The organism is Bacillus sp. EB106-04-02-XG92 (assembly GCF_058791995.1).
In genome coordinates, this window is record NZ_JBYTEA010000004.1 from 279,650 (window position 1) to 304,029 (window position 24,380).

23 protein-coding genes and 1 pseudogene are annotated in these 24,380 nt (G+C 34.7%); 22 read left to right on the plus strand and 2 right to left on the minus strand.

All coding sequences use genetic code 11. From position 1 onward, the window contains the following. The 13 genes from AC3WVA_RS12915 to AC3WVA_RS12975 all read left to right on the plus strand — a co-directional run bounded on the left by AC3WVA_RS12915 (position 1) and on the right by AC3WVA_RS12975 (position 14,246). A complete protein-coding gene (locus AC3WVA_RS12915; RefSeq protein ID WP_098093432.1) occupies positions 1 to 294 on the plus strand; it encodes a hypothetical protein in 294 nt (97 codons plus the stop codon). Between the two features lies 1 nt (position 295). Beyond that, complete coding sequence (locus tag AC3WVA_RS12920; protein WP_098093430.1) at positions 296 to 649, plus strand: phage head closure protein; 354 nt, start codon at positions 296 to 298, stop codon at positions 647 to 649. Position 650: 1 nt separating this feature from the next. Next, positions 651 to 992 (plus strand): HK97 gp10 family phage protein, encoded by a 342-nt coding sequence (locus tag AC3WVA_RS12925; RefSeq protein ID WP_492321973.1) that lies wholly within the window; start codon positions 651 to 653, stop codon positions 990 to 992. Further along, positions 992 to 1,321, plus strand: coding sequence for a hypothetical protein (locus AC3WVA_RS12930; protein WP_492321974.1), 330 nt, complete (start codon positions 992 to 994; stop codon positions 1,319 to 1,321). Before AC3WVA_RS12925 ends, AC3WVA_RS12930 begins: the two co-directional genes overlap by 1 nt. Then, positions 1,322 to 1,912 carry a major tail protein gene (locus AC3WVA_RS12935; RefSeq protein ID WP_492321975.1) on the plus strand — a complete coding sequence of 197 codons (591 nt, stop codon included), beginning with the start codon at positions 1,322 to 1,324 and terminating at the stop codon, positions 1,910 to 1,912. It abuts the gene before it with no gap. A 6-nt stretch (positions 1,913 to 1,918) separates the two neighbouring features. Further along, positions 1,919 to 2,275, plus strand: coding sequence for a hypothetical protein (locus AC3WVA_RS12940; RefSeq protein ID WP_492321976.1), 357 nt, complete (start codon positions 1,919 to 1,921; stop codon positions 2,273 to 2,275). Positions 2,276 to 2,505: 230 nt separating this feature from the next. Beyond that, positions 2,506 to 3,750 carry a hypothetical protein gene (locus AC3WVA_RS12945; RefSeq protein WP_492321977.1) on the plus strand — a complete coding sequence of 415 codons (1,245 nt, stop codon included), beginning with the start codon at positions 2,506 to 2,508 and terminating at the stop codon, positions 3,748 to 3,750. A gap of 265 nt (positions 3,751 to 4,015) precedes the next feature. Further along, positions 4,016 to 6,400, plus strand: coding sequence for a phage tail protein (locus AC3WVA_RS12950; RefSeq protein ID WP_492321978.1), 2,385 nt, complete (start codon positions 4,016 to 4,018; stop codon positions 6,398 to 6,400). Positions 6,401 to 6,441: 41 nt separating this feature from the next. Further along, a complete protein-coding gene (locus tag AC3WVA_RS12955; protein WP_492321979.1) occupies positions 6,442 to 7,917 on the plus strand; it encodes a distal tail protein Dit in 1,476 nt (491 codons plus the stop codon). Then, positions 7,914 to 12,668 (plus strand): phage tail spike protein, encoded by a 4,755-nt coding sequence (locus AC3WVA_RS12960; RefSeq protein ID WP_492321980.1) that lies wholly within the window; start codon positions 7,914 to 7,916, stop codon positions 12,666 to 12,668. The genes AC3WVA_RS12955 and AC3WVA_RS12960 overlap by 4 nt, the downstream gene beginning before the upstream one ends. Positions 12,669 to 12,706: 38 nt before the next feature. Then, positions 12,707 to 12,943, plus strand: a complete 237-nt coding sequence (locus tag AC3WVA_RS12965; RefSeq protein ID WP_000398739.1) for a hemolysin XhlA family protein — start codon at positions 12,707 to 12,709, stop codon at positions 12,941 to 12,943. After that, the gene (locus AC3WVA_RS12970) at positions 12,943 to 13,182 is read left to right on the plus strand and encodes a holin (protein WP_492321981.1); all 240 of its coding nucleotides are present in this window, start codon (positions 12,943 to 12,945) and stop codon (positions 13,180 to 13,182) included. Before AC3WVA_RS12965 ends, AC3WVA_RS12970 begins: the two co-directional genes overlap by 1 nt. After that, positions 13,179 to 14,246 (plus strand): N-acetylmuramoyl-L-alanine amidase, encoded by a 1,068-nt coding sequence (locus tag AC3WVA_RS12975; protein WP_492321982.1) that lies wholly within the window; start codon positions 13,179 to 13,181, stop codon positions 14,244 to 14,246. Before AC3WVA_RS12970 ends, AC3WVA_RS12975 begins: the two co-directional genes overlap by 4 nt. Positions 14,247 to 14,328: 82 nt before the next feature. Here AC3WVA_RS12975 and AC3WVA_RS12980 read toward each other — a convergent pair whose 3' ends face one another. Continuing rightward, positions 14,329 to 14,511 carry a hypothetical protein gene (locus tag AC3WVA_RS12980; RefSeq protein WP_492321983.1) on the minus strand — a complete coding sequence of 61 codons (183 nt, stop codon included), beginning with the start codon at positions 14,509 to 14,511 and terminating at the stop codon, positions 14,329 to 14,331. A gap of 559 nt (positions 14,512 to 15,070) precedes the next feature. On the opposite strand from AC3WVA_RS12980, the gene AC3WVA_RS12985 reads away from it, so the two are divergent. From AC3WVA_RS12985 to AC3WVA_RS13010, 6 genes and pseudogenes are all read left to right on the plus strand, one after another. After that, on the plus strand, positions 15,071 to 15,772 hold the full coding sequence (locus AC3WVA_RS12985; RefSeq protein WP_492321984.1) for a CsxC family protein: 702 nt from the start codon (positions 15,071 to 15,073) through the stop codon (positions 15,770 to 15,772). Between the two features lie 127 nt (positions 15,773 to 15,899). After that, positions 15,900 to 16,784 (plus strand): BC_2427 family protein, encoded by an 885-nt coding sequence (locus tag AC3WVA_RS12990; RefSeq protein ID WP_492321985.1) that lies wholly within the window; start codon positions 15,900 to 15,902, stop codon positions 16,782 to 16,784. 311 nt (positions 16,785 to 17,095) lie between these two features. Continuing rightward, positions 17,096 to 18,838 (plus strand): annotated as a pseudogene (locus tag AC3WVA_RS12995) (RNaseH domain-containing protein); the annotation flags it as partial. 206 nt (positions 18,839 to 19,044) lie between these two features. Beyond that, positions 19,045 to 19,815 (plus strand): DUF3959 family protein, encoded by a 771-nt coding sequence (locus AC3WVA_RS13000; protein WP_098344460.1) that lies wholly within the window; start codon positions 19,045 to 19,047, stop codon positions 19,813 to 19,815. A 142-nt stretch (positions 19,816 to 19,957) separates the two neighbouring features. Further along, the gene (locus tag AC3WVA_RS13005; RefSeq protein ID WP_048529817.1) at positions 19,958 to 20,374 is read left to right on the plus strand and encodes a DUF3995 domain-containing protein; all 417 of its coding nucleotides are present in this window, start codon (positions 19,958 to 19,960) and stop codon (positions 20,372 to 20,374) included. Between the two features lie 141 nt (positions 20,375 to 20,515). Next, complete coding sequence (locus tag AC3WVA_RS13010) at positions 20,516 to 20,719, plus strand: hypothetical protein (RefSeq protein ID WP_098344459.1); 204 nt, start codon at positions 20,516 to 20,518, stop codon at positions 20,717 to 20,719. Positions 20,720 to 20,952: 233 nt separating this feature from the next. Here the strand turns inward: AC3WVA_RS13010 and AC3WVA_RS13015 are convergent, their stop codons facing one another. Then, positions 20,953 to 21,165: a hypothetical protein gene (locus tag AC3WVA_RS13015; protein ID WP_048529815.1), complete on the minus strand. Its 213-nt coding sequence runs from the start codon at positions 21,163 to 21,165 to the stop codon at positions 20,953 to 20,955. Between the two features lie 228 nt (positions 21,166 to 21,393). Here AC3WVA_RS13015 and AC3WVA_RS13020 point away from each other — a divergent pair, with 228 nt between their 5' ends. From AC3WVA_RS13020 to cypA, 3 genes are all read left to right on the plus strand, one after another. After that, positions 21,394 to 22,398: a DUF1835 domain-containing protein gene (locus AC3WVA_RS13020; RefSeq protein WP_098344458.1), complete on the plus strand. Its 1,005-nt coding sequence runs from the start codon at positions 21,394 to 21,396 to the stop codon at positions 22,396 to 22,398. Between the two features lie 148 nt (positions 22,399 to 22,546). Continuing rightward, positions 22,547 to 22,951: a hypothetical protein gene (locus AC3WVA_RS13025; RefSeq protein ID WP_098344457.1), complete on the plus strand. Its 405-nt coding sequence runs from the start codon at positions 22,547 to 22,549 to the stop codon at positions 22,949 to 22,951. Positions 22,952 to 23,110: 159 nt separating this feature from the next. Next, positions 23,111 to 24,346 carry a cytochrome P450 gene (cypA, locus tag AC3WVA_RS13030; RefSeq protein WP_098344456.1) on the plus strand — a complete coding sequence of 412 codons (1,236 nt, stop codon included), beginning with the start codon at positions 23,111 to 23,113 and terminating at the stop codon, positions 24,344 to 24,346. Positions 24,347 to 24,380: the final 34 nt, after the last annotated feature.

The window sequence follows — 24,380 nt, forward strand, 5'->3', positions numbered from 1 at the left end:
ATGGATAAGGTAATTTCGAATGAAATATTACAGCAATTTAAAGACAGGATGCACTTAGGTGATGATGAAGATGATAACCTGAGACGCATCCTTTTTGCATCCAATGAAGCCTTAATAAAAGTGTGTGGATCGTATGACATAAATAAAGATGAGACGTTCAAAGAATTAGTTTTTGAACGTTCTCGTTATGTTTATAACGATGCGCTTGAGTATTTTACTAAGAATTTTTTAACCGAAATTAATAGTTTAGGTATTGATAAAGCATTAGAAGAAATTAAGTTGGACGGTGATTAATATGCGTCCTTTTCAGTACAAGAAACCACTGAATACAGGTGATTGTAGAAATCGAATTATCATTGAACAACCTGAAGTAATAAGAGATGAATTGAATCAAGAAGTTGAAACAGGCAATTGGCAAGAAGTTAAAAAGGTATGGGCAATGATAAAAACGGTAAAAGGTTCGGAGTACATTGAAGCTTCAGCTTCGCAGTCTACACGAATTTATCGGTTTGTAATGCCTTATACAACAGGTATTACAGAATTAATGCGAATTACTATGAAGGGTCGTATCTTTGACATTATCGAACCGCCAATGAATGATGATGAAATGTATCAAACATTGACTATTATCGCAAAGGAGCACGTTTAGTATGAACGATTTTGCGAGTGAAATTGCTAGAGAATTACAAAGGTATGCGAATGTTGTGGAAGAAGAATTGTTAACCACGCAAGAAGAAGTAGCTGATGTTGCTGTAAGTAAATTAAGGCAAAGTGGTCCTAAAAAAACAGGGGCTTATCGTAAAGGGTGGCGTAAGAAAAAAGAAGGTAATGGCGTTGTCGTCCACAATATAAAAGGGCAACTAACGCATCTTTTGGAAAACGGCCATGCAAAGGCTGGTGGTGGACGTGTTCCGGCTCAAGTTCATATTCGTCCTGTTGAAGAGTATGTAATTAATGAAGTACCAAGACGGATTGAAAGGGCGCTTGAATAATGACATTAGGTGAATTAATAAAAACCCTTGAAGCTACAGGTTATCCTGTGGCTTATTCGCATTTCACAGCAACCCCAGGTAAGCCAGTGCCAGCGCCACCTTATATTTGTATCCTTGTGGATGGGTCAGCAAATTTAATGGCTGATAACAAGGTATATCACAAGATAGACGATGCAAATATTGAGCTTTATACAACTAAAAAAGATTTAGTTGCAGAAGCCAAACTTGAAAAAGTCCTAGACAATCATGATATTCCTTATGAATCGTATGGGACTTTTATTGAATCTGAGAAATTATTTCAAAAAATATATGAAACGAGGTTGATGTAAATGACTAAAGAAAATAAAGTCGCATTTGGTTTGAAAAATGTTTATTACGCACTTTATGACGTTACGGATGGGGTTGTTACATTTAAAACACCAATACCGATTCCAGGTGCTGTTGAATTAACATTTGATCCACGCGGAGATTTAATTGAATTCTATGCGGATGACATGCTTTACTATGCAGCGAGTAATAACCAGGGGTATGATGGAACGTTATCTATTGCGACTGTTCCTGAACAATTTGCTATCGATGCATTAGGTGAACAGTTAGATGAAACAGACGGTGTATTAAATGAGTTAGCTGATGCCAAAGGGAAACCATTCGCTTTATTATTTGAGTTTGATGGTGATGTGAATGCAACTAGACACGTTATGTACAATAATTCAGCAAGCCGACCAACTATCGCATCTAAAACAAAAACAAATTCAGCTGAACCAAATACAAATGAACTTAAGTTTGTCTCTAGCCCTATTGAAATCAATGGAAAACGTATGGTTAAAACAAAAACAACTTCTAAAACAACTCAAGAAATTTATAACAACTGGTACAAAGAAGTGTATGTAAAAAAAGCAGCAGTACCAAAAGGAGCGTAATAGTAAATGGAAAAGACAATTACAATAGACGGGAAACAAGTCAGATTAAAAAGTACAGCGGCAACGGTTAAAAAGTATAAAGCGCAATTTAGACGTGATTTATTTGCGGATATGCTCAAATTAGGTGTTATTGCTCCTTCCAATCCTCAAGCTGGCGCTACTATTGATTTAGCGAATGCAGATTTAAGTAAAGTAGATTTTGAGGTTGTTTATGATCTAGTTTGGTTATACGCGAAAGCAGCAAACTCAGAAATTGCTGATCCAATTACGTGGTTAGATGGTTTTGACGAGTTCCCTGTTTCTGAGATTCTTCCGGAAATTATGGACATGATTCAAAGTACGATGGGTGCAAAAAAAAAATAAAGAAAAGTAATGGAGAGCAAGGAGCTTTCAGTGATGAAGAATTAACCACTGATACGTTTCTTGCGCTTTGTTATAAAGCGAAACTAACAAGTTGGGATTTAGAAGATATGACAATCGGTGATTGTTTTGATTACATTGCTGAATTTGCTGAAATGGAGAATCCAGACAAAGAAAAAGTTAGAAAAGCAAATCAAAAAGACTTCGATTCATTCTAAGAAAGGGGTGAGAAAATGGCAGGAAGAATTAAAGGAATTACGATTGAAATTGGTGGAGAAACCACGGGACTTCAGAATGCTTTAAAAGATGTCAATAAACGAAGTAATGATTTAACAAAAGAGTTGAAAGATGTTGAGCGGTTGCTAAAGTTTGACCCAGGTAATGTGGAAGCGTTAGCGCAAAAACAACAGTTACTTACACAACAAATTGAAAATACAACACAAAAGCTAGACAAGTTAAAAGCAGCTGAACAACAAGTACAAGCTCAATTTCAAAACGGTAAAATTTCTGAAGAACAATATCGTGCTTTCAGGCGTGAAATTGAATTTACAGAAGGATCGCTTAATGGTCTGAAAAATAAACTCGGAAACATGAAAGCAGAACAAGACAATGTTGCCAGTTCCACCCGGCAATTAGAAACATTGTTTAGTGCTACAGGAAAAAGCGTTGATGATTTTGCAGGTGCATTAGGAAATCGTCTTGTGAATGCAATTCGGAATGGGACGGCTACAAGTAAGCAGTTAGAGCAAGCAATTGGAATTATCGGTCGTGAAGCGTTAGGAGCAGGAACAGATATTGATAAATTACAACGTGCGCTTCGTTCTGTGGATGCCGGAAACTCAATACGACAAGTACAAAATGAATTAAGAGATTTACAACAAGAAGCTGGCAGAACTGAGAAAAAGTTCGAAGGTCTGAAAATAGGGTTAGAAAATGTTATCGGTGGTTTAGCGGCTGGCGGCGGAATTGCAACCGCAATTGAAAAAGCAATGGATATGTCAAGTTTACAAACAAAAATCGATATCACTTTTGAGGTTCCGGAGTCTTCGAAAAAATCAGTAGAAGAAGCTATTAGAGGTGTTACTACTTATGGTGTCGATGCTGAAGAAGCGCTAGAAGGAGTTCGTAGACAATGGGCATTGAATAAAGATGCATCTGACGAAACAAACGCCGCTGTAGTTAAAGGGGCAGCGACCATTGCGGCATCCTATGCTGGAATTGATTTTAATGAGCTGATACAGGAAACCAATGAGATTGGCGCAACGCTAGGTATTACTAACGAAGAAGCATTGGGGCTAGTTAATACATTATTAAAAACAGGATTTCCACCGGAGCAATTAGATATTATTGCTGAGTATGGGGATCAAATGGTTCAAGCTGGTTTTTCAGCTAAAGAAGTACAAGGCATTATGGCAGCAGGAGTCGATACGAAAAGTTGGAATATCGATAACCTTTTGGATGAAAAATTGTCCCTGTGAGTGGTGACATTCATAGCAAACTCCTTTAATTCAGTGAAACTCTCAAATGAGACAATACTGAGCGAAGCCTTTAACAAAGGAACGTGCAACGACTAGCTGAAAAGCGTAGGGTGTAAGCCAATGACATCCGAAATGGGGAGCATCTTATATAAAAGATGATGATATAGTCTGGTCTGTATAGTGATATATAGAAGTTCATAAGAGAACTGGCAGGATGTTGCGAGTCCTGTTGAACATATCGGGTGTTAAAGAAGGACGTATCAAAATGGCTGAGTTTGGGGCCGGTGTAGATAAGTCTATGCAAGAGGTTTTAGATAAAACAAAGATTTCGGCGGATCAGTTTGAAAAATGGGGTCAAGCTATCGCTCAAGGTGGCGAAGGTGGACAAAAAGCGATGCTTGAAGCAACCAAAGCTTTAGCGGGTGTTGAAAATGCAACAGACAGAAATGCACTTGGCACGAAGATGTTCGGTACTCTTTGGGAAGACCAAGGAAAGAAAATTATCGACACTATTTTGAAAGCAGAAGGCAAACAAGTTGATCTGAAAAAAGGAGTAGAGGATTTACATGGTGCTACTTCAAAAATAGATGCATCCCCAGCAGTTAAGTTTCAAAAAGCAATGCAAGATTTACAAGTAGCTCTCAAACCAGTTTTAAGTGTTATAGCTGATGTTGTTGCTAAAATTGCTGATTGGATTTCTAATAACCCAAAACTAGCAGCCACACTGGCAGCCGTTGCAATAGCCATTGGAGTAATTGCAGGAGCATTTATGGCTTTAGCGCCAATAGTTGTCGTCATATCGAGTATTGGGGCTGCAATGATGGGATGGGTCGCACTAATTGCCGTAGTTGTAGCCGCTGTAGTTGCCTTGGGCGTTCTAATTTATCAAAATTGGGATTCTATAAGGCAATGGACCATTGATTCCTGGAATGCAATTGGAGAGTTCTTAGTAGGAATATGGGATGGGATTGTACAATGGGCAAGTGATACCTGGAATAGTATTAGTGAAACTACATCGGAAGTCTGGAATTCAATTAAGGAGTTCTTAATAGGCTTATGGAATGGAATAGTTGAGTTTGTTGTAACCTGGGGAACCGCTATTTTAGAAGCATACATTGGTATTTGGACTTCTATTTTTAATTTCTGTATGGAAATTTGGAATGGAATTGTGGAATATCTTACTTCTGTCTTACAAGGAATAGCAACCTTCTTCACTGAGGTATGGACTTCAATTTCAACCTTCTTCCAAGAGACATGGAATGGATTAGTTGCCTTTCTAACACCAATTTTACAAGGGATTGCTGATTTCTTCACTATGATTTGGAATGGTATTTCCACAGTGATTCAAACCGTATGGAATTTCATTACTCAATACTTACAAGCGATTTGGACAGCTATTCTATACTTTGCTACGCCAATATTTGAAAGTATCAAGAATTTCATTTCTGAATGCTGGAATAAGATTAAATCTACTACAAGCCTTGTATGGGAAACGATTAAGAATTTCTTAGTTTCCTGTTGGAATGGACTTGTAGCATTTGTTATGCCGATTTTCGAAAAAATTAAGTCCTGGATCATAGCTGTGTGGGATGCAATCAGTTCGGCAACAATGGCTGTATGGAATGCGGTTAAGAATTTCTTGCAATCATGTTGGAATGGTCTAGTTGCTTTTGTAATGCCAATATTTAATTCAATAAAAGACTGGATTGTAAACACCTGGAACACGATTAGCTCCACTACAAGTGCGGTATGGAATACAATTAAAAGTTATCTTTCTAGTCTATGGAATTCAATTGTTTCTACAGCAAGTTCGGTATTCAATAACATCAAGCAAGCTATCTCTACTGTTTGGAATATGATCAGTAGTACAAGTAGTAGTATCTGGAATGGGATTAAGTCCACGCTATCAAGCATATGGAATGGCATTAAATCCACAGCATCGTCAGTGTGGAACGGATTAAAGGATGCTATTATGACTCCTGTCCGCTGGGTAACAAATGCTGTGAGCGGAGCGTTCGAGGGGATGAAATCAGCGGTATTAGGTGTATGGGATGGTATTAAAAGTGGCATTCGTACAGCTATCAATGGAATCATTCGTATCATTAATAAATTCATAGATGGATTTAATACACCAGCGGAATTATTAAATAATATACCAGGTGTTAGTGCTCCAACTATTCCACATGTACCAATGCTTGCTAAAGGTGGAAAACCTGTAGGTGATGGTTCATTTATTACAGGTGAAGCTGGACCGGAATTGTTTACGAAAAAAGGTAATTCCATCACAGTTACACCTTTATCATCAAAAGAAAAATCACTTGGTATTACTGGAACCATGAATCAATTAATGGGTGATATGAGCCGTATGATGGCTAGTTCTATGAATCAATTATCAGGCTTGAAAACTGTTATGAGTGGTGTTTATGGAAATATGTCTAATAGTAGACAAGCTATGACAAATACGGTTGCAAACCAAGTGTTTAATTATTCTCCTGGACAAACAGGTGGAAATGGAATGATTCCAACACAAGGTGGAGATTTGGTTATTGAAGTGCCAGTTATTTTAGAGGGACGAGATGTGGCGCGTGGTACTTATCGATATACAAAAGAGTATCAAGAAAGAGAAGAACAAAGAAACTCAGCCTTTTAGGTTTGGGTTTCTTTTATTTTATACAGAAATGAGGTGTCAAAATGAGCTCTTTTACATTTAACAATGCACGTAAAGAATTTGTCCAAATTGCAAAAGGTTGGAAAAGACCTACTTGGGCACCATTGAAACGTAATTTTCTAAGTGTTCCAGGATATCCAGGGGCAAGGTTATTAAATACACAAACGGAAATGCGTGTTTTATCTATTCCTGTTGGGATTATTGTTCCTGATGATGGAGACTTAGAACTATTAAAAGAAGAAATTGCAGATTGGCTAATAACAGATCAACCAGTAGAGCTTATTTTTGATGTAGAACCAAATAGAACGTATTTAGCAGTTGTGGATGATAGCTTTGATCCAGACGAATTTGTGACACTTGGAATAGGAACACTTACATTTATTTGTCCTATGCCTTATAAGTTAGGGCCCACACAGAAGAAAGTATTAGCAATAGATGAGGGCGGGAATTTAAAAGCTGAATTTCGTAATAGAGGATCTGTAGAATCTAATCCAATTATTGATATAACTGTGGGAGCGCAGAGCCCTTTCCTTGATGTCTGGAATGATAATGACTATTTTCGGATTGGTTATCCTGTTGGGTATAAATCCAAAATTGTAAAAGAAGATGAGAGACTTATCAATGATGATTGTTCTAGCCTTAAGGGGTGGGAACCTTTTGGAGGACAGATAGGAAAGTTTCTTGCAAGAGGCTCTATGGAAGTCGTAGGTGGAAAAGCTTTTAGAGCTTCGGATTACGGACAAAGTGAACTGAACAAATGGCATGGGCCTTTTGTGATGAAAGAAATCCCGACTATAGGTAAGAAAATTGGAGATTTCAAAATGGATATCCAGTTCGCCTTACAGTCTACGAAATATGACCAAATGGGTAAAACGATTGCGATGGTCTTGGATGCTAATTACAACGTTATCTGTCAAGTGGATATGAGCGATGAATATATGAGTCACGAAATCACTTTGGCTCATTCTTCCGTTGGGACTGGAGATAATGAACAACTTTTATCAAATGAAACTGGATATTATGTTGATACTTTCAATAAATTCAGTGGACATTTTGCTTTAGCACGTAGAGGAAACCACTGGAGAGTTTATTGTGCGAAACATATTGTGGGAACAGAACAAGATGGAGCTTCATTTGTAATGGAATGGTATGACGTAGGTAATCGAAATCCGAATACTACCAAGGAACCAAAGTATATTGCTGTGGGTTGTGTAGCTTTCGGGGATTACTATCCAGTTAATGTATGTCAAATTAAGGACGTTAAATTCTGGCGTATTAATACTTTAGAAATAGATGAGACTCCTTATATTTTTGATGTAGGAGACAAAATCCAAATAGATACAGAACGTTCACTTGTAACAATTAACGGTACGAATGCGATAGCACTGAAAGACATATTTAGTACATTTCCTATTGTAAAACGGGGACAAAATGAAATTATAGTGCGTCCAGCCAATGTAGGAATAGCGGAATTAACGTATAGGGAGCGATTTAGATGAGGACACCAAGTGGCACTTTACATGTTGTTGATTTTAAAAAGAGTCAAATCGTTTCAGCTATACAACCAAAAGATTATTGGGATGATAAGAGACATTGGGAAATTAAAAATAATATAGATACATTTGAGTTTAGAGTATTTGAGCATTCAGACCATGCAGCGACACTTATACAACAAAATTTAGTGTTGAAAGAGGTACGTGGGGGTAGAATAGTACCTTATGTTATTACTGAAGTGGAAAAAGATTCTGATGATAAATCATTAGTGGTTTATGCATCAGGGGAATGGATTCAACTTGCGAAAGAAGAAATTATTGAACCACAAAAAATTGAAAGTAAAACATTGAAACAATGCATGGAAATAGCTCTAAAAGGTACGAAGTGGGAAATAGGTAAAACAGAACATGACGGATCACATTCAATGACTATTGATGAATTCACTAATCCATTGGATTTACTAAAAAAGATTGCGGCTTCATTCGAATTAGAAATCCAATACCGTGCTGAAGTTGTCGGCTCTCAAATCGTTGTTCGTTATGTGGATATGGTTAAGAAGAGGGGACGAGATACAAGAAAAGAAGTAACTGTCGGTAAGGATTTGTTGGGGATTAAACGTATTGAAAACTCTCAAAACATTTGTACCGCTTTATTAGGTTACGTAAAAAAAGATAATGGAGAATTCATTACGATTTCAGAAATAAATAATGGCGTTCCGTATCTTGTGGATGATGAAGCATATCAACGATGGAATGAAAAAGGGAAACATAAATTTGCTTTTTATACTCCGCAAACAGAAAACGAGGATATGTCTCCACAGAGACTTATGACTCTCATGAAAACGGAAATGAATAAACTAGTAAACACTTCTGTTTCTTATGAAGTTCATGCTCAAAGTATCGGTCGATTATTTGGATTAGCTCACGAATTAATTAACGAAGGAGATACAATCCGAATTATAGATGAAGGGTTTACCCCTAAGTTATATCTTGAAGCTCGTGCTATTGCTGGTGATGAATCATTTAAAGATCCTAAACAAGATAAATATATGTTTGGTGATTATCGTGAAATTGTTGATCAAAACGATGAATTACGTAGGTTGTATCAAAAGATACTAAGCTCGTTATATGACAAGGTTCCACAAGAGTTATTTGACCAATTAAAGGATAAAGTCACTGAACAAAATCAAAACATCATTGACGCTAAAGATAAAGCTGATCAGGCTCAAAAAGAAAGTCAGGAAGCGAAAGATTTAGCAGAAGCGACTGTTGAATATGTGGAACAAAATCTTGTAGATATCATAGAGAGTGTTAATCCACCTACAGCTAATCTTAAACCGAATAAAACGTTATGGCGTGATATTAGTGGCGGTAAGCCTGGTATTTTGAAAATATGGACAGGTACGACTTGGGAACCGGTTGTTCCGGATACAGGACCATTACAGCAAAGTATTAAAGATGTTCAAAAAGATATTGAAACTACTAAAACGGAATTGAACCAAAAGGTTCAAGACACACAAAATCAGGCGACAGGACAATTCAACGAAGTAAAGGAAAGCTTACAAAGTGTTAGTCGCACAATTTCTGATGTACAAAATGAACAAGGTAATATTAATAAAAAAGTAACTCAAATAGAACAAACTTCAGATGGATTTAAAACTTCTATTGAAACTTTAACGAAAAAAGATACTGAAATTAGTAATAAATTAAATACAGTTGAATCAACTGTGGAAGGTACGAAGCAGACGATTACTGATATTCAGTCCGCAACAGATGGTCTTACAAAAACGACTAATGAAATTAAACAAACTGCTAATTCTAACACGCAATCAATTAGTCAAGTAACAAATCGTTTAGATAACTTAAAGGTAGGCGGAAGTAACTTATTTTTAAATTCTACGTTTGAAGATGGGATGGCTAACTGGACAGTAGTGACAGGCGTATCAGTTGATACAACTGTAAAATATAAAGGTTTCAATACATTAAAATCTGATCAACGAGACGAGACGACTAATCGTTACCGTGGAGCAGAGCAAAAGAATCTACCCTTTACAATCGGAGAACCTTATACAGCTTCATTCTATGTAATGACAGATGATATCAATACATTTGATGACATTCTTCGAATTGAGATTATTTGCGAAAGAGATGACAACACCCGTACAGCAACATTTAGTACTGATATTGATATTAAAGGATTAGGGAATAACCACTGGGGGAGATACAGCGCTACAGGTATCATTCCTAAAGAAACGACTAAAGTACGTGTTGGGTGCCGTGTATGGAAAAATGGGCGTGTATGGATTGCTTTGCCACAGTTCGAAGAAGGGAACATTATGACGGACTGGCATCGTGCTGATAAAGACCAAGTTTCTACTGTAGAATTCACTAAGAAAACAACCGAGATAGAAAAAAGTGTGGAGGGTGTAACAACTACAGTCTCAACCGTTCAAAAAGATCAAGGTACAATGCAATCCACCTTAAATCAAGTTAAACAAACAACAGATTCTAATTCTCAAACCATTACAACGTTATCTAAAACACAGGATAAACAAGGAGAAATTATTCAGCAAAACACAAGCGATATCACACAGTTGAATAATCAAATTAAATCTAAGGTTTCTGACACACAAATGGAGGAATATGTAGGTGGATTAGGAAGCACAAACTTACTATTTAATGCTGCATTTGAAGATCGAGTAATAAATGCTTCTACAGGAGTAATCACATCTAGAACTCCTAGCGTCGCTAAATGGGGTATATGGGCGAACGGAACAAATTTTAAAGCTACACCAGAGTCAGCTCGTAACCACGATGGCTATAACTCGGTAAAATTAGAAACTACGGGGCTAACGGCTACCACACCTGCTAGTTTTTATCAGTCTGCACCCAGTCAAGCTAATTCAGGAGACCATGTATTCTCGGCTTGGTTCTACACAGATAATAAAGCTTTATTAGACGATGGGGCTTATATGGAAGTGTCTTATTACAACGGTGGAACTTGGGTAGCTTCTAAAGCTGTACAACTATTACCCTTACTTGTTAATAACTCATGGGTATTTGTTTCTGCAACTCTGCCTGCCCCTGCTACAGGTCATACTGCTGTTCGAGGAAACGTAGCGATTAAACGTAACGGTAGACTATGGATGTCTCAACCACAACTCCAAAAAGGGGAAAATCCTAGCACTTTTATGGAGAACCCAAAAGACTACGCCAACTATGACCAACTTGTAGGTGAGATTGCTAAGAAAGTAGCTACATCTGATTTTAATAACAAAGTAACTCAAATGGAGACCACGATCAATCAGCAATCTAACCGGATTGACCTAAAAGCAGAAGCTAAAGAGGTTTACACGAAAACAGAAGCAAACGGTCAATTTGGAAGTAAGGCAATTGTAGAATCTCACTCAAGCTCAATATCATTAATGGCTGATGCGATTAACCAAAGAGTTGAAAAAGGTAACATAGCTTCTACAATTAACCAAACAGCCCAATCTGTATTGATTCAGGCAAACAAGATTTACCTTGATGGTTATATTGAAGCGAAGCACTTAAAAGCTCAAACCTTACAAGGGGTAACTATTCAAACTGCACCTCAGGGTTCAGGAGCAAACCAAATCCGTTTAAACGCTCAGAACATGACATTATACGGAAGTAATCAAGCTCGTGGGTACTTTGGATTTATTAACCGTTCAGATAGCAATATTCAATCCGCTTTAATCTTAGGAAATGACTATGCAAGTTCAGGAACTCTTAACGGTTCATTAGTGCTTGACCAAACTACAATTTCAGGAAACCAATGGACTAACTCAGTTGCCTCCATTGGTGTTGCTACTGGTAGAAGTGGAAATGACATTTTAAAGTCGAGTTATATTAACTTCTATCGTTATGATGGAGCAATGCAAATCAACTCTGTAGGCGATATGAGTTTAACTAATACAAACGGTAATATTTCTCTTACTGCTAGTTCCACGGGTGGTACTACAGGATTTATAACCTTGAGTGCTAATAAAGATATCTACTTTACCGCTAAGCGTGGCTACTTCAATTTTTATACAAGTGATAACAAGTCATTCCCTGCATTGATAATTAAAGACTTAGCTCCAAATAATCAAGGGGATGTAGATTTTCTGTTTGCTAATCAGCTTATGTTTAGAGTGGCTAGACATCCTGACTATGTTGGGGACGGACTACAGATTAAAAATGGAACAGGAACTTCTTGGGCAAACATGATGCTAGGTGTTTTAAAAACAATGGGGAACATTGGTTGTGATGCAAATGTGTATGCAAAGAATTTTATTAATACGTCTACACGAAAAGTTAAAACGAACATCGAAGACTTACCTTTCTCAGCACTGAAAAAAGTTAATAGTGTAAGAATTAAACAATATAATTTAATCTCTGATGTAGAAAAATACAATGCAGGTGAAATTGATGTTTTACCTATAAACTACGGTATGATTGCGGAAGATACTGATGGAGTGTTTACAACAAGAGAGAAAGATGCGGTCTCAATTTATGGTTCTGTTTCTATTACAATGCAAGCTGTACAAGAATTAGACTGGAAAACAGATAATCTGCAATGTGATATGGGGATGTTAAAGCAAGAGCTTGAAGCAGAAAAACTTGAGAAAGCTTACATTGAGAATCAACTTAGTGAATTAAAGGTTTTAGTAAATAGCCAAGAAGATAGAATTGCAAAGTTAGAAGAATTACTACTACAACAACTAATAAATAAGAAACCAGAGCAGCCATAAGCTGGTCTTTTTTTATTGTCTGAAAAGGGGTGGTTAAAGTGGAAGGATTACAAGAAGTAAGAAGTGATGTTCAAGAAATCAAGCAAGATATCAAGGACATTCGTTTAGAAATTAAAAGCTTAGAAATGCGAACAACCGGTAACGAGAAAGACATTATCAATATCAACAAGCAGCTAGATAAAATTAGTGCCAATACTACTTGGATCTTACGACTTATTGTCGGTGGGATTGTAGGCGGCATTCTCACTCTCTTAATGAAAGGAGGTGGTATGTAATGGTGAGTTTAGCCGTAATGATTGGAATTGTAGTTGGTCTTTCGCAGATTGCAAAAACAATTGGATTACAAACAAAATACGTTCCGTTATTAAATTTAACGCTTGGCATTGTGCTAGGCGTTTTATTTTTGGACGGAGATATCAAAACAAATGTATTTCAAGGAATCATCATTGGTCTATCAGCAAGTGGATTATTTGACCACACAAAAATCATGAAAAAGGATGCTGATGTGAAATGAAAAAAACATTAAAACATATTTCTTCTGTACTCTTTGCTGTTATTTTAGCTTTATCAGTTGCAACAAGTTCGTTTGCCGATAGAACGCTTATTATACCTGATCTACCTAAACAACCATATCGTAATGGTGTAGGTGCTTATGAGGGGGTTGTGGCGCATTCCACAGCAACTCCGGAAGCTCCAGCTATTAATATCCAAAAGTATGAAACTCGCACATGGCGAAATGCATTCGTACACTATGCAGTTGATTGGAATGAGACAATTCAAATTGCCGATACAAAGTACATTGCTTATGGTGGCGGTCCTGCTGCTAATAAACGATTTGTACATGTTGAATTATGTGAGACTGCAGATTATACAAAATTCAAACGCAGCTATGATAAATACGTTAAGTTACTAGCTAAAATTCTTCGTGACGGTGGATTATCTGTAGAAAAAGGATTATGGACTCACTATGATGTTACAAAGTATCTTGGCGGTACAGATCATGAAGATCCACTTGATTACTTACGTAGTCATGGAGTTTCAGAAGCGCAATTTAGAGCAGATGTACAACGAGCATACAATAATTCTAATGTTGATGTTTCTGTTCCTGAAAAGCCATCTAAACCAGCAGAAGTTCCAACATCTGTAACAGACGGAATTGCTTATATTGAAGGTTATAACGTTAATTTACGTAAAGGACCAGGTACAAGCTATTCTAAGGTTCGTCAGCTAAATAAACCAGAAACTTATGTTGTATGGGCTGAAAAGGATGGCTGGTTAAATCTTGGTGGTGAACAATGGGTTAAGAACGATTCATCTTATGTAAAGTTTAGTAAGAAAAGCACTGTGGATTCTTCAATTGTAGGTAAGCGCGTTGTTTCTAAAGTTAATAATCTACGATTCTATGATGCTCCATCTTGGCAGGATAAGGATGTTGCGGGTTCTGTAGATGCAGGATTAGGTTTCACAATTGATACAAAAATAAACGTCAATGGATCCCCGCAATTTAAAGTACACAATAGCATAGGAAAAACATATTATGTAACTGCAAATGAAGCCTATGTGTATGTAGTAAAGTAATCAAAAAGCTGACTATAATTAGTCAGCTTTTTATATACTATTATCTAGTATTTATCAGTCCCAAAGACATGTTCTTTGCTTTTTAGTTGGTACTGAAAATCTTACCGATGTTTCTTTTTACAATGACAACAAATAAAGAAACATTTACAACGACACTTATTTCGCTTGAACTTCCAATCGTCATCGCAATTGTGTTTATCTTTGGATTTCCACCAATCGTCATCACAATGGTGCTTATCTTTAGATTTCCACCAATCGTCATCACAATGGTTCTTATCTTTAGATTTCCACCAATCGTCATCACAATGGTGCTTATCTTTAGATTTCCACCAATCATCACAACATTGCTTTTTCTTAGAGCTCCAGCAATCATTATTCCAGGACATTTTTTATACCTCCCTTCGACTAGGGTTCATATTATTCTATGATTTAGTAAAAAGAATGCTTGTTTATTAACCTACTATTCTATTTTTATTTGATAGAGAGCTTTCTACTAGATATAGAATTCATAAAAACTATGCTAATTTTCAAGGGAGAGTGGATAGAACTACTGATTATGAAATTAATCAACACACACTTATCAAAGAAAACATTCTAATTTAAAACAATTTCTTATTTCGGAATATACTGTCTTGAATGTATATCTCTAAAAGTATTAGTTTTCTGAATTTTCAATAAAAATGAGTAGATTATACTAACTTAATGATAATGATTAAAAAGGCTACTATAGAACCCAAACATTAATAGAAGAAAGACATATACAAGTATTATGAGTTTGAAAATTTCATAAACTCTAAAATCTTATAAAAAGAGGAGCATGAAACATGAGCGAACAATGTCCAATTAATGTACCATGTCAGGTAGAAGGACAAACCCAAACACCATTAAGCGATGAGACTGCAACACCAATTCTTACTCCAGGAGCACCCATTGTAAAGATTCCGGTTGTATTAGCTGAAAGAACGCTTCAAATTGTTGTAGAGTCCGATATTGCATTAGATCCTCCAGCAGTCGAAATTAAACGCATCTTAAAAAACGTATTTTTAACACAATGTAAGTTAGTGCCTGTAGCATTCGTACCAGTACCAGGTACACCTTACCGACGAGTTACAAGAGCAAAATTATTTGTACAAGGCTACATTCGTAAAAATATTGAATATGCAAATGACGAGTGTAATGGAGTTCTATATGATCGTATTGCAAATGTTCCATTTTCTGGTTTTGCAGATCTGACAGAAGGTGATTTTTTATCATTAGCTTTAGTAGCTTCTTCTTCGGACACTACTTCTCATTTTATAAATCCTAAAAACGGTGATTTACCACGTCAAGACAAATATTTCTTTGAAAATTCAGTTTTTTATAACGAACAACCATATTGTGAATTAGTAAGCGCTCAATTTTTTGAATTAGACTTTTCACCTTGTCCTACAGACTTAAACGAACCATTTAGTACGCTTCGTGAAAAAATTGTACTAGATCTTACTTTAAAAGTTTTACAAGTACAACAAGTACAAGTAGCACTATAAAAATAAAAAAAGAAATTGTCTTTGTTAAAAAGACAATTTCTTTTTTATTTTTATACAACATATATAATGATGAAATGGTCACATACAAAAAACAAATTTTTGAATTTCATCGGACGGGGGGATGGTGATGAAAAATCCATGGATTGGTAAGGGAATATGGGATGAAATTTACAAGTATAAAAACCTGAATATACAAGATAATTTACACGAAAAAAGAGGGGAAAAAGTAGAAGTACCACCTGAATTAAAGGGAGAAGATGTAGCATCAAAATTAGAGAAAGAAGGTAAAGCGTCTGAATCACAAATTGGGCCTTTAATACGCTCACTGGTGATCAAAACTCCATTTTCTATTTTTTCAGAAGTAACTAGTTTTAAAATATTTCCAAAAATAAATGTAAAAAATCAAGAAGCATTTGTATTTAGGAATGAAAAAGGTGTAGAAGGGCGTGAATTAGATTGTAAGTTATTAACTACAGTGCAACAATATCATTCGGATATTTATTGTAAATTAGTTTCTTTAAATCTTCATGAGAAGAGAGTTCATTTTGAATTATATAACAAAAAAAATAAAGGGAATAAAGAAGAGAATAAGGTAGAGGCATCTTCATGGATTCCTATTCACAGTATAATATTAGAGAGTGAAAATGGGGAAGACGTAAATAATTTTATTACAGCGAAACTACCAATAGAAATAGGAAGATATAAAGGTGAAATTAGTTTACGAGAAAAGGTTGTTTTTAAAGAAAAAGTCATAGGAATAAAAGAGGTTGAACAGGAGATTATTTTGACAAAAACCGAATTTTTTATACCAAAAGTAAAAAAGAATGGGCAAAATGCACTTACAGTTGAAAAAGGAAGCTTATTGGTAGAAGGGTATATATATCAATGTATTGAATACATATCAGAACAAAGTACATTTCGTGATAATGAGCATCAGTTAATACAAAATATTGTATTGGAGTTAATCATTCAAGTAATACAAGAGCAAGAAGTACAAGTGCGAATTAAATAAAAATAATTATATTCCCTCGATTAGCTGATTATTTTTATTCGTAGTGTATCGATGGGTATTCTTTTGTAAATCATTCAGTGCTGCAAACTATTTGTTAAATGGTTTATCCTTGATAAATTCAATTTTACTTTGTTACTAAATTGTATGAATCTCCTCTGGTTTATGTTTTAAAAAAGTGCTAACAAGTTTGCAAACAATCTTGCTAACACTTATACAGAATAGACATAAATTATCGCTGATATGTCGTTTTTAAAAATAGTCTTAATCAGTTAAATCACACTTATACGAAATGCTCATAAAAACCGTCTTAATATCAAGAATATAACCATCCAGATATTCCTTTGCTTTTGAGGCGAAAACGAGGCATGATTTTAATTTCTACTCCAGAATTTTCATTGAATAATAAAAAATTTCGGTTTGTAAAACTAAAAGTGCAACAAGCTACAAACGGTATAAAGTGGATAAAGATATTTAGAAATTTAAAAGATGATTTTCATATAGGGGGAGAAGTTGAATTAGAGCATATTCTTCAATATCCGAAAGATTATATGCTGGGAGAAAACCTTAGGGTGTTGCTTCCATACAATGAAAGAATATATAAAGTTCAAGGTACTAAAATAAAATCTGGTATAAAAGTAGAGGAAAGAGAGTATTTATTTAAAGGGTTTCAGCAAAAATTCACTTATTTCACATTACTACCAGAATGTAAAAAACTAGCAACAAATAATGAAAATAAAGTATTCCCTTTAATTGCACCAAAAGGATTAGAGACTATAACGTTAGAAATATGGTCTGAAAAAATATCTATGGAAGTAGAACAATCGTTATTTGGAAGTGAAATTGTGTTAGCTCAAATCGGTGAGTCATCATACGTATTAAATGCAGATTCTCCAGTATTATTAAAGATAGTAAGATATAATATTGAAAAAGTATTGCAAAACCCATATAAAATGCAATATTGCCAGAAATACAAAGCGAATTTAGTAGAGGATGTTATGAAAGCGGTTTATGCTACTGCAGGTGAGCGCAATAATGCGACATTAGCGTTAATCGCAATAGAAAATTGTGATGGGCGTGAAAAAATTGATCCTAAGCAAATTGTTAGAGAAGGGTTTGCACGAGCAAACCGTATTTCAGCATTTATTAATTTATTTATAGGCCAAAGTGTATCTCGTACAACAATTATAAATTGCGTTCTTAGTTTACTAGAACAAAAAGGATTTTTGAAACGTAGTTGGAATAAGATAAATTTACCTTGTACATATGTTAATTTATCAATTGAACGAATCTCGAAATTTGATTTCTTACCTATAATTTCACAAATAAAAGGAAAAGAAATTTCATATAAATTATATGGGAATACAGATTGGCAAACGATTGATCGTTTAGTATTACATGTAAATAAACATAACACCTTTTTACCACAACCTTCAAAAAGAAATGATATGGGAATTCAATTTAAACAATTTGTTTTTGAAACATTAACAGGAATTTTACAACATGCAAAAGAAAAAAATGAACAAGTATATTTCATTATAGATGCGAATGTAAGAAAACATTGGATAAAAGAGTTACAAAATCATAAAATCGATATAGATACTTTCCCTGACTTTTTTCTAGATGTGTTAAAAGTCCCAAACTTAAATATTATTAGGATAAATACATCTTTTGATGTACCAAAATACGGCGCAATAGAATGTGAAGATATACTGGATGGTACAAGTTTATATGTAGATGAAAAAGGAATGTATTATAGCACTGGTGAATATTCGCTTAATGGTAGTGAAACATTGCAGCGATACATACTTGAAATTTTACCGCTAGGTGTAAAAGCAGTAGAAAGGAATGATATTGCCAAAATGATACATTACATGTGCTGTAATACAAGTATGCTTTTGGAAAAGGATGTACACATGCCGTATTCCATGCATATGGCGAAAGTAATAAAGAGCTATATGACGGATATAGATGCAAGAGAGTTTAAAGAGTTTGATGATGAATTGGATGTAGATATTATAAAAATAGAAAAGAAAGATTCAATTATTCTACTGTAAATAATAACAGACAAATCCTGCTCCTTATATCGATCAGGATTTGTCATTTTTTCATGTAAATAAGGATATCATTTGTCATGTATCTTCTCTTTTACGTATTTACTTTATTTGCATACAGGATTAAGATGTTTTTTAGAAATAAAAACATCTTATTTGGAAAAGTAATATGAATTGATTCAAAAGAAATTTGAAAGGAATGAGGAATTGTGAAGAAGTTAGATGTGCTATTAATGCTATTGAGCGGCCTCTTTCCAGTTGCAGGAATCATGAAGCAAATCCCACTAGAACAATCTTTATATATTGGAGGCCTTTTATTTTTTACTAGTTTCGGTAGCTATTTTGCGAAAAAAATATATTCACGTATATGTAGCTGGATAGCGTATGCTCCATTTATAACACTACTGTTAGTCATTGGGCATCAAGATATTTCAATAAGTTCAATTATAGCGAACGCGAAAATTGCCGCTTGTGTCGCTTTAATTCCTTGTCTATTCCGTTTTCGTACATATGGACTTACATTCGGTTTAGTCTCATTATGGGCCGCTTTACTATGGGATATTAAAGAAGTACAGTCGTTAGTCATACTTGAACGTATGTCGAGTTTAATGATAAGCAATTTCAAATACCTTATGCTGTTAGTTGGCGGACTTATATTAGGTGGGTTAATCGCCATGTTATTACACCGTAAAGAGGAAGATAATAAAGAAAATATAAATCTATTTCAACAAAAAAAGAAACGCAAAAAGCTATCATTTAAGATTCCACTTCCAAAATTACCGAAATTAAAGATGAAATTATTTAAGTTTGGTGGAAAAGTATCAAAACGAAAAACGCCAGAAAAAATACGTGAGCATAATTACGAAGAACCAGCTCCAGCTGCAACATATGAAATGAGAGAACAAATAGATCAATATCAAGAAGGTACTGCTCAAGGACAAACGAGGATGGAACGTCGTAGAAATAGGTATAATGCGTGATAAAGTGAAAAGTCCCTTAATGATTAATCAATTTTACGAAAAATCATTAAGGGGTTTTTATGTTATTAAATATAGATTGCTAAGGTGGAATTTATAGCATACTTTAAAGTTGAAGACTTAAATAAAATAATAGGAGGACAAAATGCTTATTATTACATATATTTCTGTCTGTATATTATTTTTAGTTAGCTTTTTACATGTTTACTGGGCTTTCGGTGGTAAGTGGGCGACAAATAGTGTCATTCCAACAAAAGCTGGAGAAAAGGCGTTTACACCAAGTGTAGGAATGACATTGTTTATTGCTTTATTATTAAGTACGGCCGCAATAATTTTATTACAACAAACAAATCTTGTTCATTTCGAAGTTCCTAATATTATTGTTCAATTGGGATCTTGGGTTTGTATGATTGTGTTTTTCATTAGAGTAATAGGTGAGTTTCATTATTTTGGCATCTTTAAGCGAAAAAAAGATACGCGTTTTGCTAAAATGGATACTGTTTTATATATACCGCTTTGTGCATTTTTGTCTCTATCATTCTTACTAGCAATTATTACGTGAACATTAAAATTCCACTTGTTTTCTTCACAATGAATATAAACGTAAATTGGCAAGTGTAAAAGTGAGGAATCTAGGAGTGAATAAAAAGGATGTGAGCGCCTTCATATCGAATTATAGATTATTATGAAAGGCGGGTGCACAATGAAGTATGTAAAAGTCAGTATGAATGGCGGAAGTGAACACAAATTTTCGATGACTTTAGAACGGTTTGAAGAAATTATTACAACAGAGAATGGACTATTAGAAAATAAATTAGTTAGTATTGAAAATGTAATGATTAATCCTACTAATATATCTTCTGTAGTTGAAAAAATTGGTGTACCGGCAAAGTTTATGGAAGCTTAAAAATCGGTACATAAAAAACATCCCCGGGGATGTTTTTTTATTTATAAATATGATAAATGTATAATGAATATATAAGGAGACTTTATAGCGATACTTCGCACATGCACAAAAAAATAAGTACAAGCATATATTATCTAGTAGGACAAGACCTTCGTGTCCTACTTAATACTCAGAAAAAACCTCTATCACATGAGAGCATCCGATTGCAGGGTGCTCTTTTTTTATCCGGCTCTTTAACTTTCAATTTTAAACATATCTTTGATGCTCATAAATGTTAAAAATAAAATAATAGCAAAAATTAAGTTAGATAAATAGAAATCTTGATGAAGTAGTAATTCAAAGATGACATCGAAAGCATATAAAAAGGCGATAGTAGGTAATGTACAAATAAATATAAATCTCCAATTTTTTAGATACTGTTTATAATTAGTAAATACTTTCTTCATAAACATAGCTCCTGTACTTTTTATTTTCTATATAATTATACATTTAAATAAAAGGATTTTCAAAAGGTTATTTAGCAATTAAGAATTGTAGGGAAGGCTTTTGTTGAAACTTTATATAGCTGTAGCAATCTTTCTAATACATGGTTTGACTAAAAAAACTTTTAAAGAGTAACACTTAAATGATACACTATAATCTACGTTATTTTTGAAATGAATAGAGGGATTTATATGATAGATAAAATCAAGAATGTTGTAGAAGATATGCACGAAGATGAAGCAAAACATTTACTTCAAAGTATTCTAATTCAGTTAAATTTATTAGAAGAAAACTATAGTGAAGATACAATTAAAAATTTAATGGATATTCCTAAGCAATTAACGAGTAATACATCTTATAAAAGAAATGTAATAGAAAGCTCACACGTACATATTACTTTTGATGATTCATCAGCTGGAAGTTTAAAGCATATGCTAGGTCAAGAAGAGCGATTGGAAGAGATGGTTGTTGCTTTTTCTGAATTCTTTTCAATTGGGCCGATAAACAAGTTACATATGAATGAAGGGCAACTAGCAAGAAAGAAATGGTTAGTAAACAACTTAACTGCTTATGAAAATTATTTTGAAGAAGAGTATTTACCAAGGTTTTTAAAAACTATAGAAGAACTACATACTATCCCTATTGAAACGCCTATTACAATTTGGAAAGCCGATAACGCACATGAACATGTGGGCCTATGTTTTGTAATGGCGCAATTAAAAGATAAGAAAAACATTCGCGTTATGAATACATCTGAAGCAAGTAAAGAAATATTAAAACGAGAGTATGCTATTCGTGGAACAGGAGAGTTATCACCTGAAAGTTTAGCTCTAATTCAAAACAGTTTTTTAGAACTGACATATTTAACTGAAGAGGACCGAATGCAGTATGAACATGAGTGGGAGAGTCTATCGAAAAGTACGGAATTTTTAAGAGTTTGGAGAGACAATGAAGTGCGTTCTGTACAAGAAGATTATTTTGATCAATTTATTATTGAATGTGCGAAAAGTATAGGTGCTGATCGAGAATTCCTAAAAGCCCCTAGGGTAATTGGTGAAGCACTTGGTCATGTAGAGCAGTTAGTTGGCGATACGTTTTTAGAATATCGCTTAAAGGAATTAATTAAACAAGAAGTATTTGAATTTGAAGGTTCGTTAGATGAAATGCGTTTCTATAGTGTGAAATTAAGAAAATAATTCATCTATTCCGATTATGAAGAAGCTCGTATTTTTAAAATCCGAGCTTTATTTTTTGTTGAATTTAGGCTATACATAAGCTTCCTATAGAGCACATATCACATATAAATGTTAAAGGTACTGAATGAAAAGTAGGTGATTTGTTAATATGTATAACCAACAAAATTATCCATATGATCAAGGGATGTATTATAATCCACAAAACTACGGGTATGAACCTGTAAATGAAGTGAGAGATTTGGAACAAGAAGATTATAGACCAGATGATGCGGAGGATGCTCCATCGTCACCACCACCGTCACAAGCGCCGTCGTTACCGTCTACATTTGCGTCTCCAGCACAACCAGGTAATATGAAATCATGGATGTGTAACTGTCTAGGAAGATGGGGCTTTTTACGTTTACATCGTCCTGGTCCTTTCGGAAGAGATTTATGGTTCTTCCCGACTGAGGTGAGAAGGAACGGAGTATCAGGTTACACTTGGCAAGGTGGTCGTCGTCGTAAAGTAAGTTACCGTTATCAGCAAATTAGTAATTTCATGTGTTTCGCATAAAGAAAAGTGAGAGAGTAGAAAGATTTTACTCCCTCACTTTTTTATTTTTCAATATATGAAGTAAGATTTTGATTAAAAATTTACAATTTTCACGTTTTTATTAGAGTATAATGCATATATTGGTTGGTTTTCAAAAACATATGGGAGTGAGGGAATACGATGTCAATGAAAAACAAAGTTGGACTAAGAATAGATGATGGCATTAATTTAGCTTCAGCTCAGTTTAAAGAAGATGCATATGAAATTTATAAAGAATCTCGAAAAATGCAACCTATCTTATTTGTGAATAAAACTGAATTAGGTGCAGAGTGGCTTATTACAAGATATGAAGATGCTTTGCCACTATTAAAAGATAATCGCTTAAAAAAAGATCCGGCCAATGTATTTTCTCAAGATACATTGAATGTGTTTCTTACTGTTGACAATAGTGATTATTTAACGACGCACATGTTAAATTCAGATCCACCTGATCATAATCGTTTACGATCACTCGTACAAAAAGCTTTTACGCCGAAGATGATCACACAATTGGAAGGAAGAATACAGGATATTGCAGATGATTTGTTAAGTGATGCTCAGCGAAAAGGTTCATTAAATCTTGTGGATGATTATTCGTTCCCTTTACCGATTATTGTAATAAGTGAAATGCTCGGCATTCCGAAAGAAGATCAGGCGAAATTTAGAATTTGGTCTCATGCTGTCATTGCTTATCCAGAAACGCCAGAAGAAATAAAAGAAACCGAAAAGCAACTATCAGAGTTTATTACATACCTCCAATATTTAGTTGATGTCAAAAGACAAGAACCAAAAGAGGACTTGGTGAGTGCTTTAATACTTGCAGAGAGTGAAGGGCATAAACTTAGCGCTCGGGAACTATATTCAATGATAATGTTATTAATTGTAGCGGGACACGAAACAACTGTAAATTTAATTACAAATACGGTATTAGCACTTCTTGAAAACCCGGACCAATTACAGTTATTAAAAGAAAATCCAAAATTAATTGATGCAGCTATTGAGGAAGGGTTACGATATTATTCTCCAGTTGAGGTTACAACTTCAAGATGGGCAGATGAACCTTTTCAAATCCATGACCAAACAATCGAAAAAGGGGATATGGTTGTCATTGCATTAGCTTCAGCGAACCGTGATGAAACAGTATTTGAGAACCCAGAAGTATTTGATATTACTCGGGAGAATAATCGTCATATTGCATTTGGCCATGGGAGCCATTTCTGCTTAGGCGCTCCACTTGCTAGGCTGGAAGCAAAAATTGCTATCACTACCTTGTTTAATCGAATGCCTGATTTGCAAATAAAAGGAAATCGCGAAGAAATTAAATGGCAAGGTAATTATTTAATGCGTTCTTTAGAGGAATTACCATTAACATTCTAGAATATTTATTGTAAGACATGCATACATCGAAAAT

Coding starts and splice junctions, on each gene's coding strand:
- AC3WVA_RS12915 (WP_098093432.1), top strand. CDS start 1: ATGGATAAGGTAATTTCGAATGAAATATTACAGCAATTTAAAGACAGG.
- AC3WVA_RS12920 (WP_098093430.1), top strand. CDS start 296: ATGCGTCCTTTTCAGTACAAGAAACCACTGAATACAGGTGATTGTAGA.
- AC3WVA_RS12925 (WP_492321973.1), top strand. CDS start 651: ATGAACGATTTTGCGAGTGAAATTGCTAGAGAATTACAAAGGTATGCG.
- AC3WVA_RS12930 (WP_492321974.1), top strand. CDS start 992: ATGACATTAGGTGAATTAATAAAAACCCTTGAAGCTACAGGTTATCCT.
- AC3WVA_RS12935 (WP_492321975.1), top strand. CDS start 1,322: ATGACTAAAGAAAATAAAGTCGCATTTGGTTTGAAAAATGTTTATTAC.
- AC3WVA_RS12940 (WP_492321976.1), top strand. CDS start 1,919: ATGGAAAAGACAATTACAATAGACGGGAAACAAGTCAGATTAAAAAGT.
- AC3WVA_RS12945 (WP_492321977.1), top strand. CDS start 2,506: ATGGCAGGAAGAATTAAAGGAATTACGATTGAAATTGGTGGAGAAACC.
- AC3WVA_RS12950 (WP_492321978.1), top strand. CDS start 4,016: ATGGCTGAGTTTGGGGCCGGTGTAGATAAGTCTATGCAAGAGGTTTTA.
- AC3WVA_RS12955 (WP_492321979.1), top strand. CDS start 6,442: ATGAGCTCTTTTACATTTAACAATGCACGTAAAGAATTTGTCCAAATT.
- AC3WVA_RS12960 (WP_492321980.1), top strand. CDS start 7,914: ATGAGGACACCAAGTGGCACTTTACATGTTGTTGATTTTAAAAAGAGT.
- AC3WVA_RS12970 (WP_492321981.1), top strand. CDS start 12,943: ATGGTGAGTTTAGCCGTAATGATTGGAATTGTAGTTGGTCTTTCGCAG.
- AC3WVA_RS12975 (WP_492321982.1), top strand. CDS start 13,179: ATGAAAAAAACATTAAAACATATTTCTTCTGTACTCTTTGCTGTTATT.
- AC3WVA_RS12985 (WP_492321984.1), top strand. CDS start 15,071: ATGAGCGAACAATGTCCAATTAATGTACCATGTCAGGTAGAAGGACAA.
- AC3WVA_RS12990 (WP_492321985.1), top strand. CDS start 15,900: ATGAAAAATCCATGGATTGGTAAGGGAATATGGGATGAAATTTACAAG.
- AC3WVA_RS13005 (WP_048529817.1), top strand. CDS start 19,958: ATGCTTATTATTACATATATTTCTGTCTGTATATTATTTTTAGTTAGC.
- AC3WVA_RS13010 (WP_098344459.1), top strand. CDS start 20,516: ATGAAGTATGTAAAAGTCAGTATGAATGGCGGAAGTGAACACAAATTT.
- AC3WVA_RS13015 (WP_048529815.1), bottom strand. CDS start 21,165: ATGAAGAAAGTATTTACTAATTATAAACAGTATCTAAAAAATTGGAGA.
- AC3WVA_RS13020 (WP_098344458.1), top strand. CDS start 21,394: ATGATAGATAAAATCAAGAATGTTGTAGAAGATATGCACGAAGATGAA.
- AC3WVA_RS13025 (WP_098344457.1), top strand. CDS start 22,547: ATGTATAACCAACAAAATTATCCATATGATCAAGGGATGTATTATAAT.
- cypA (WP_098344456.1), top strand. CDS start 23,111: ATGTCAATGAAAAACAAAGTTGGACTAAGAATAGATGATGGCATTAAT.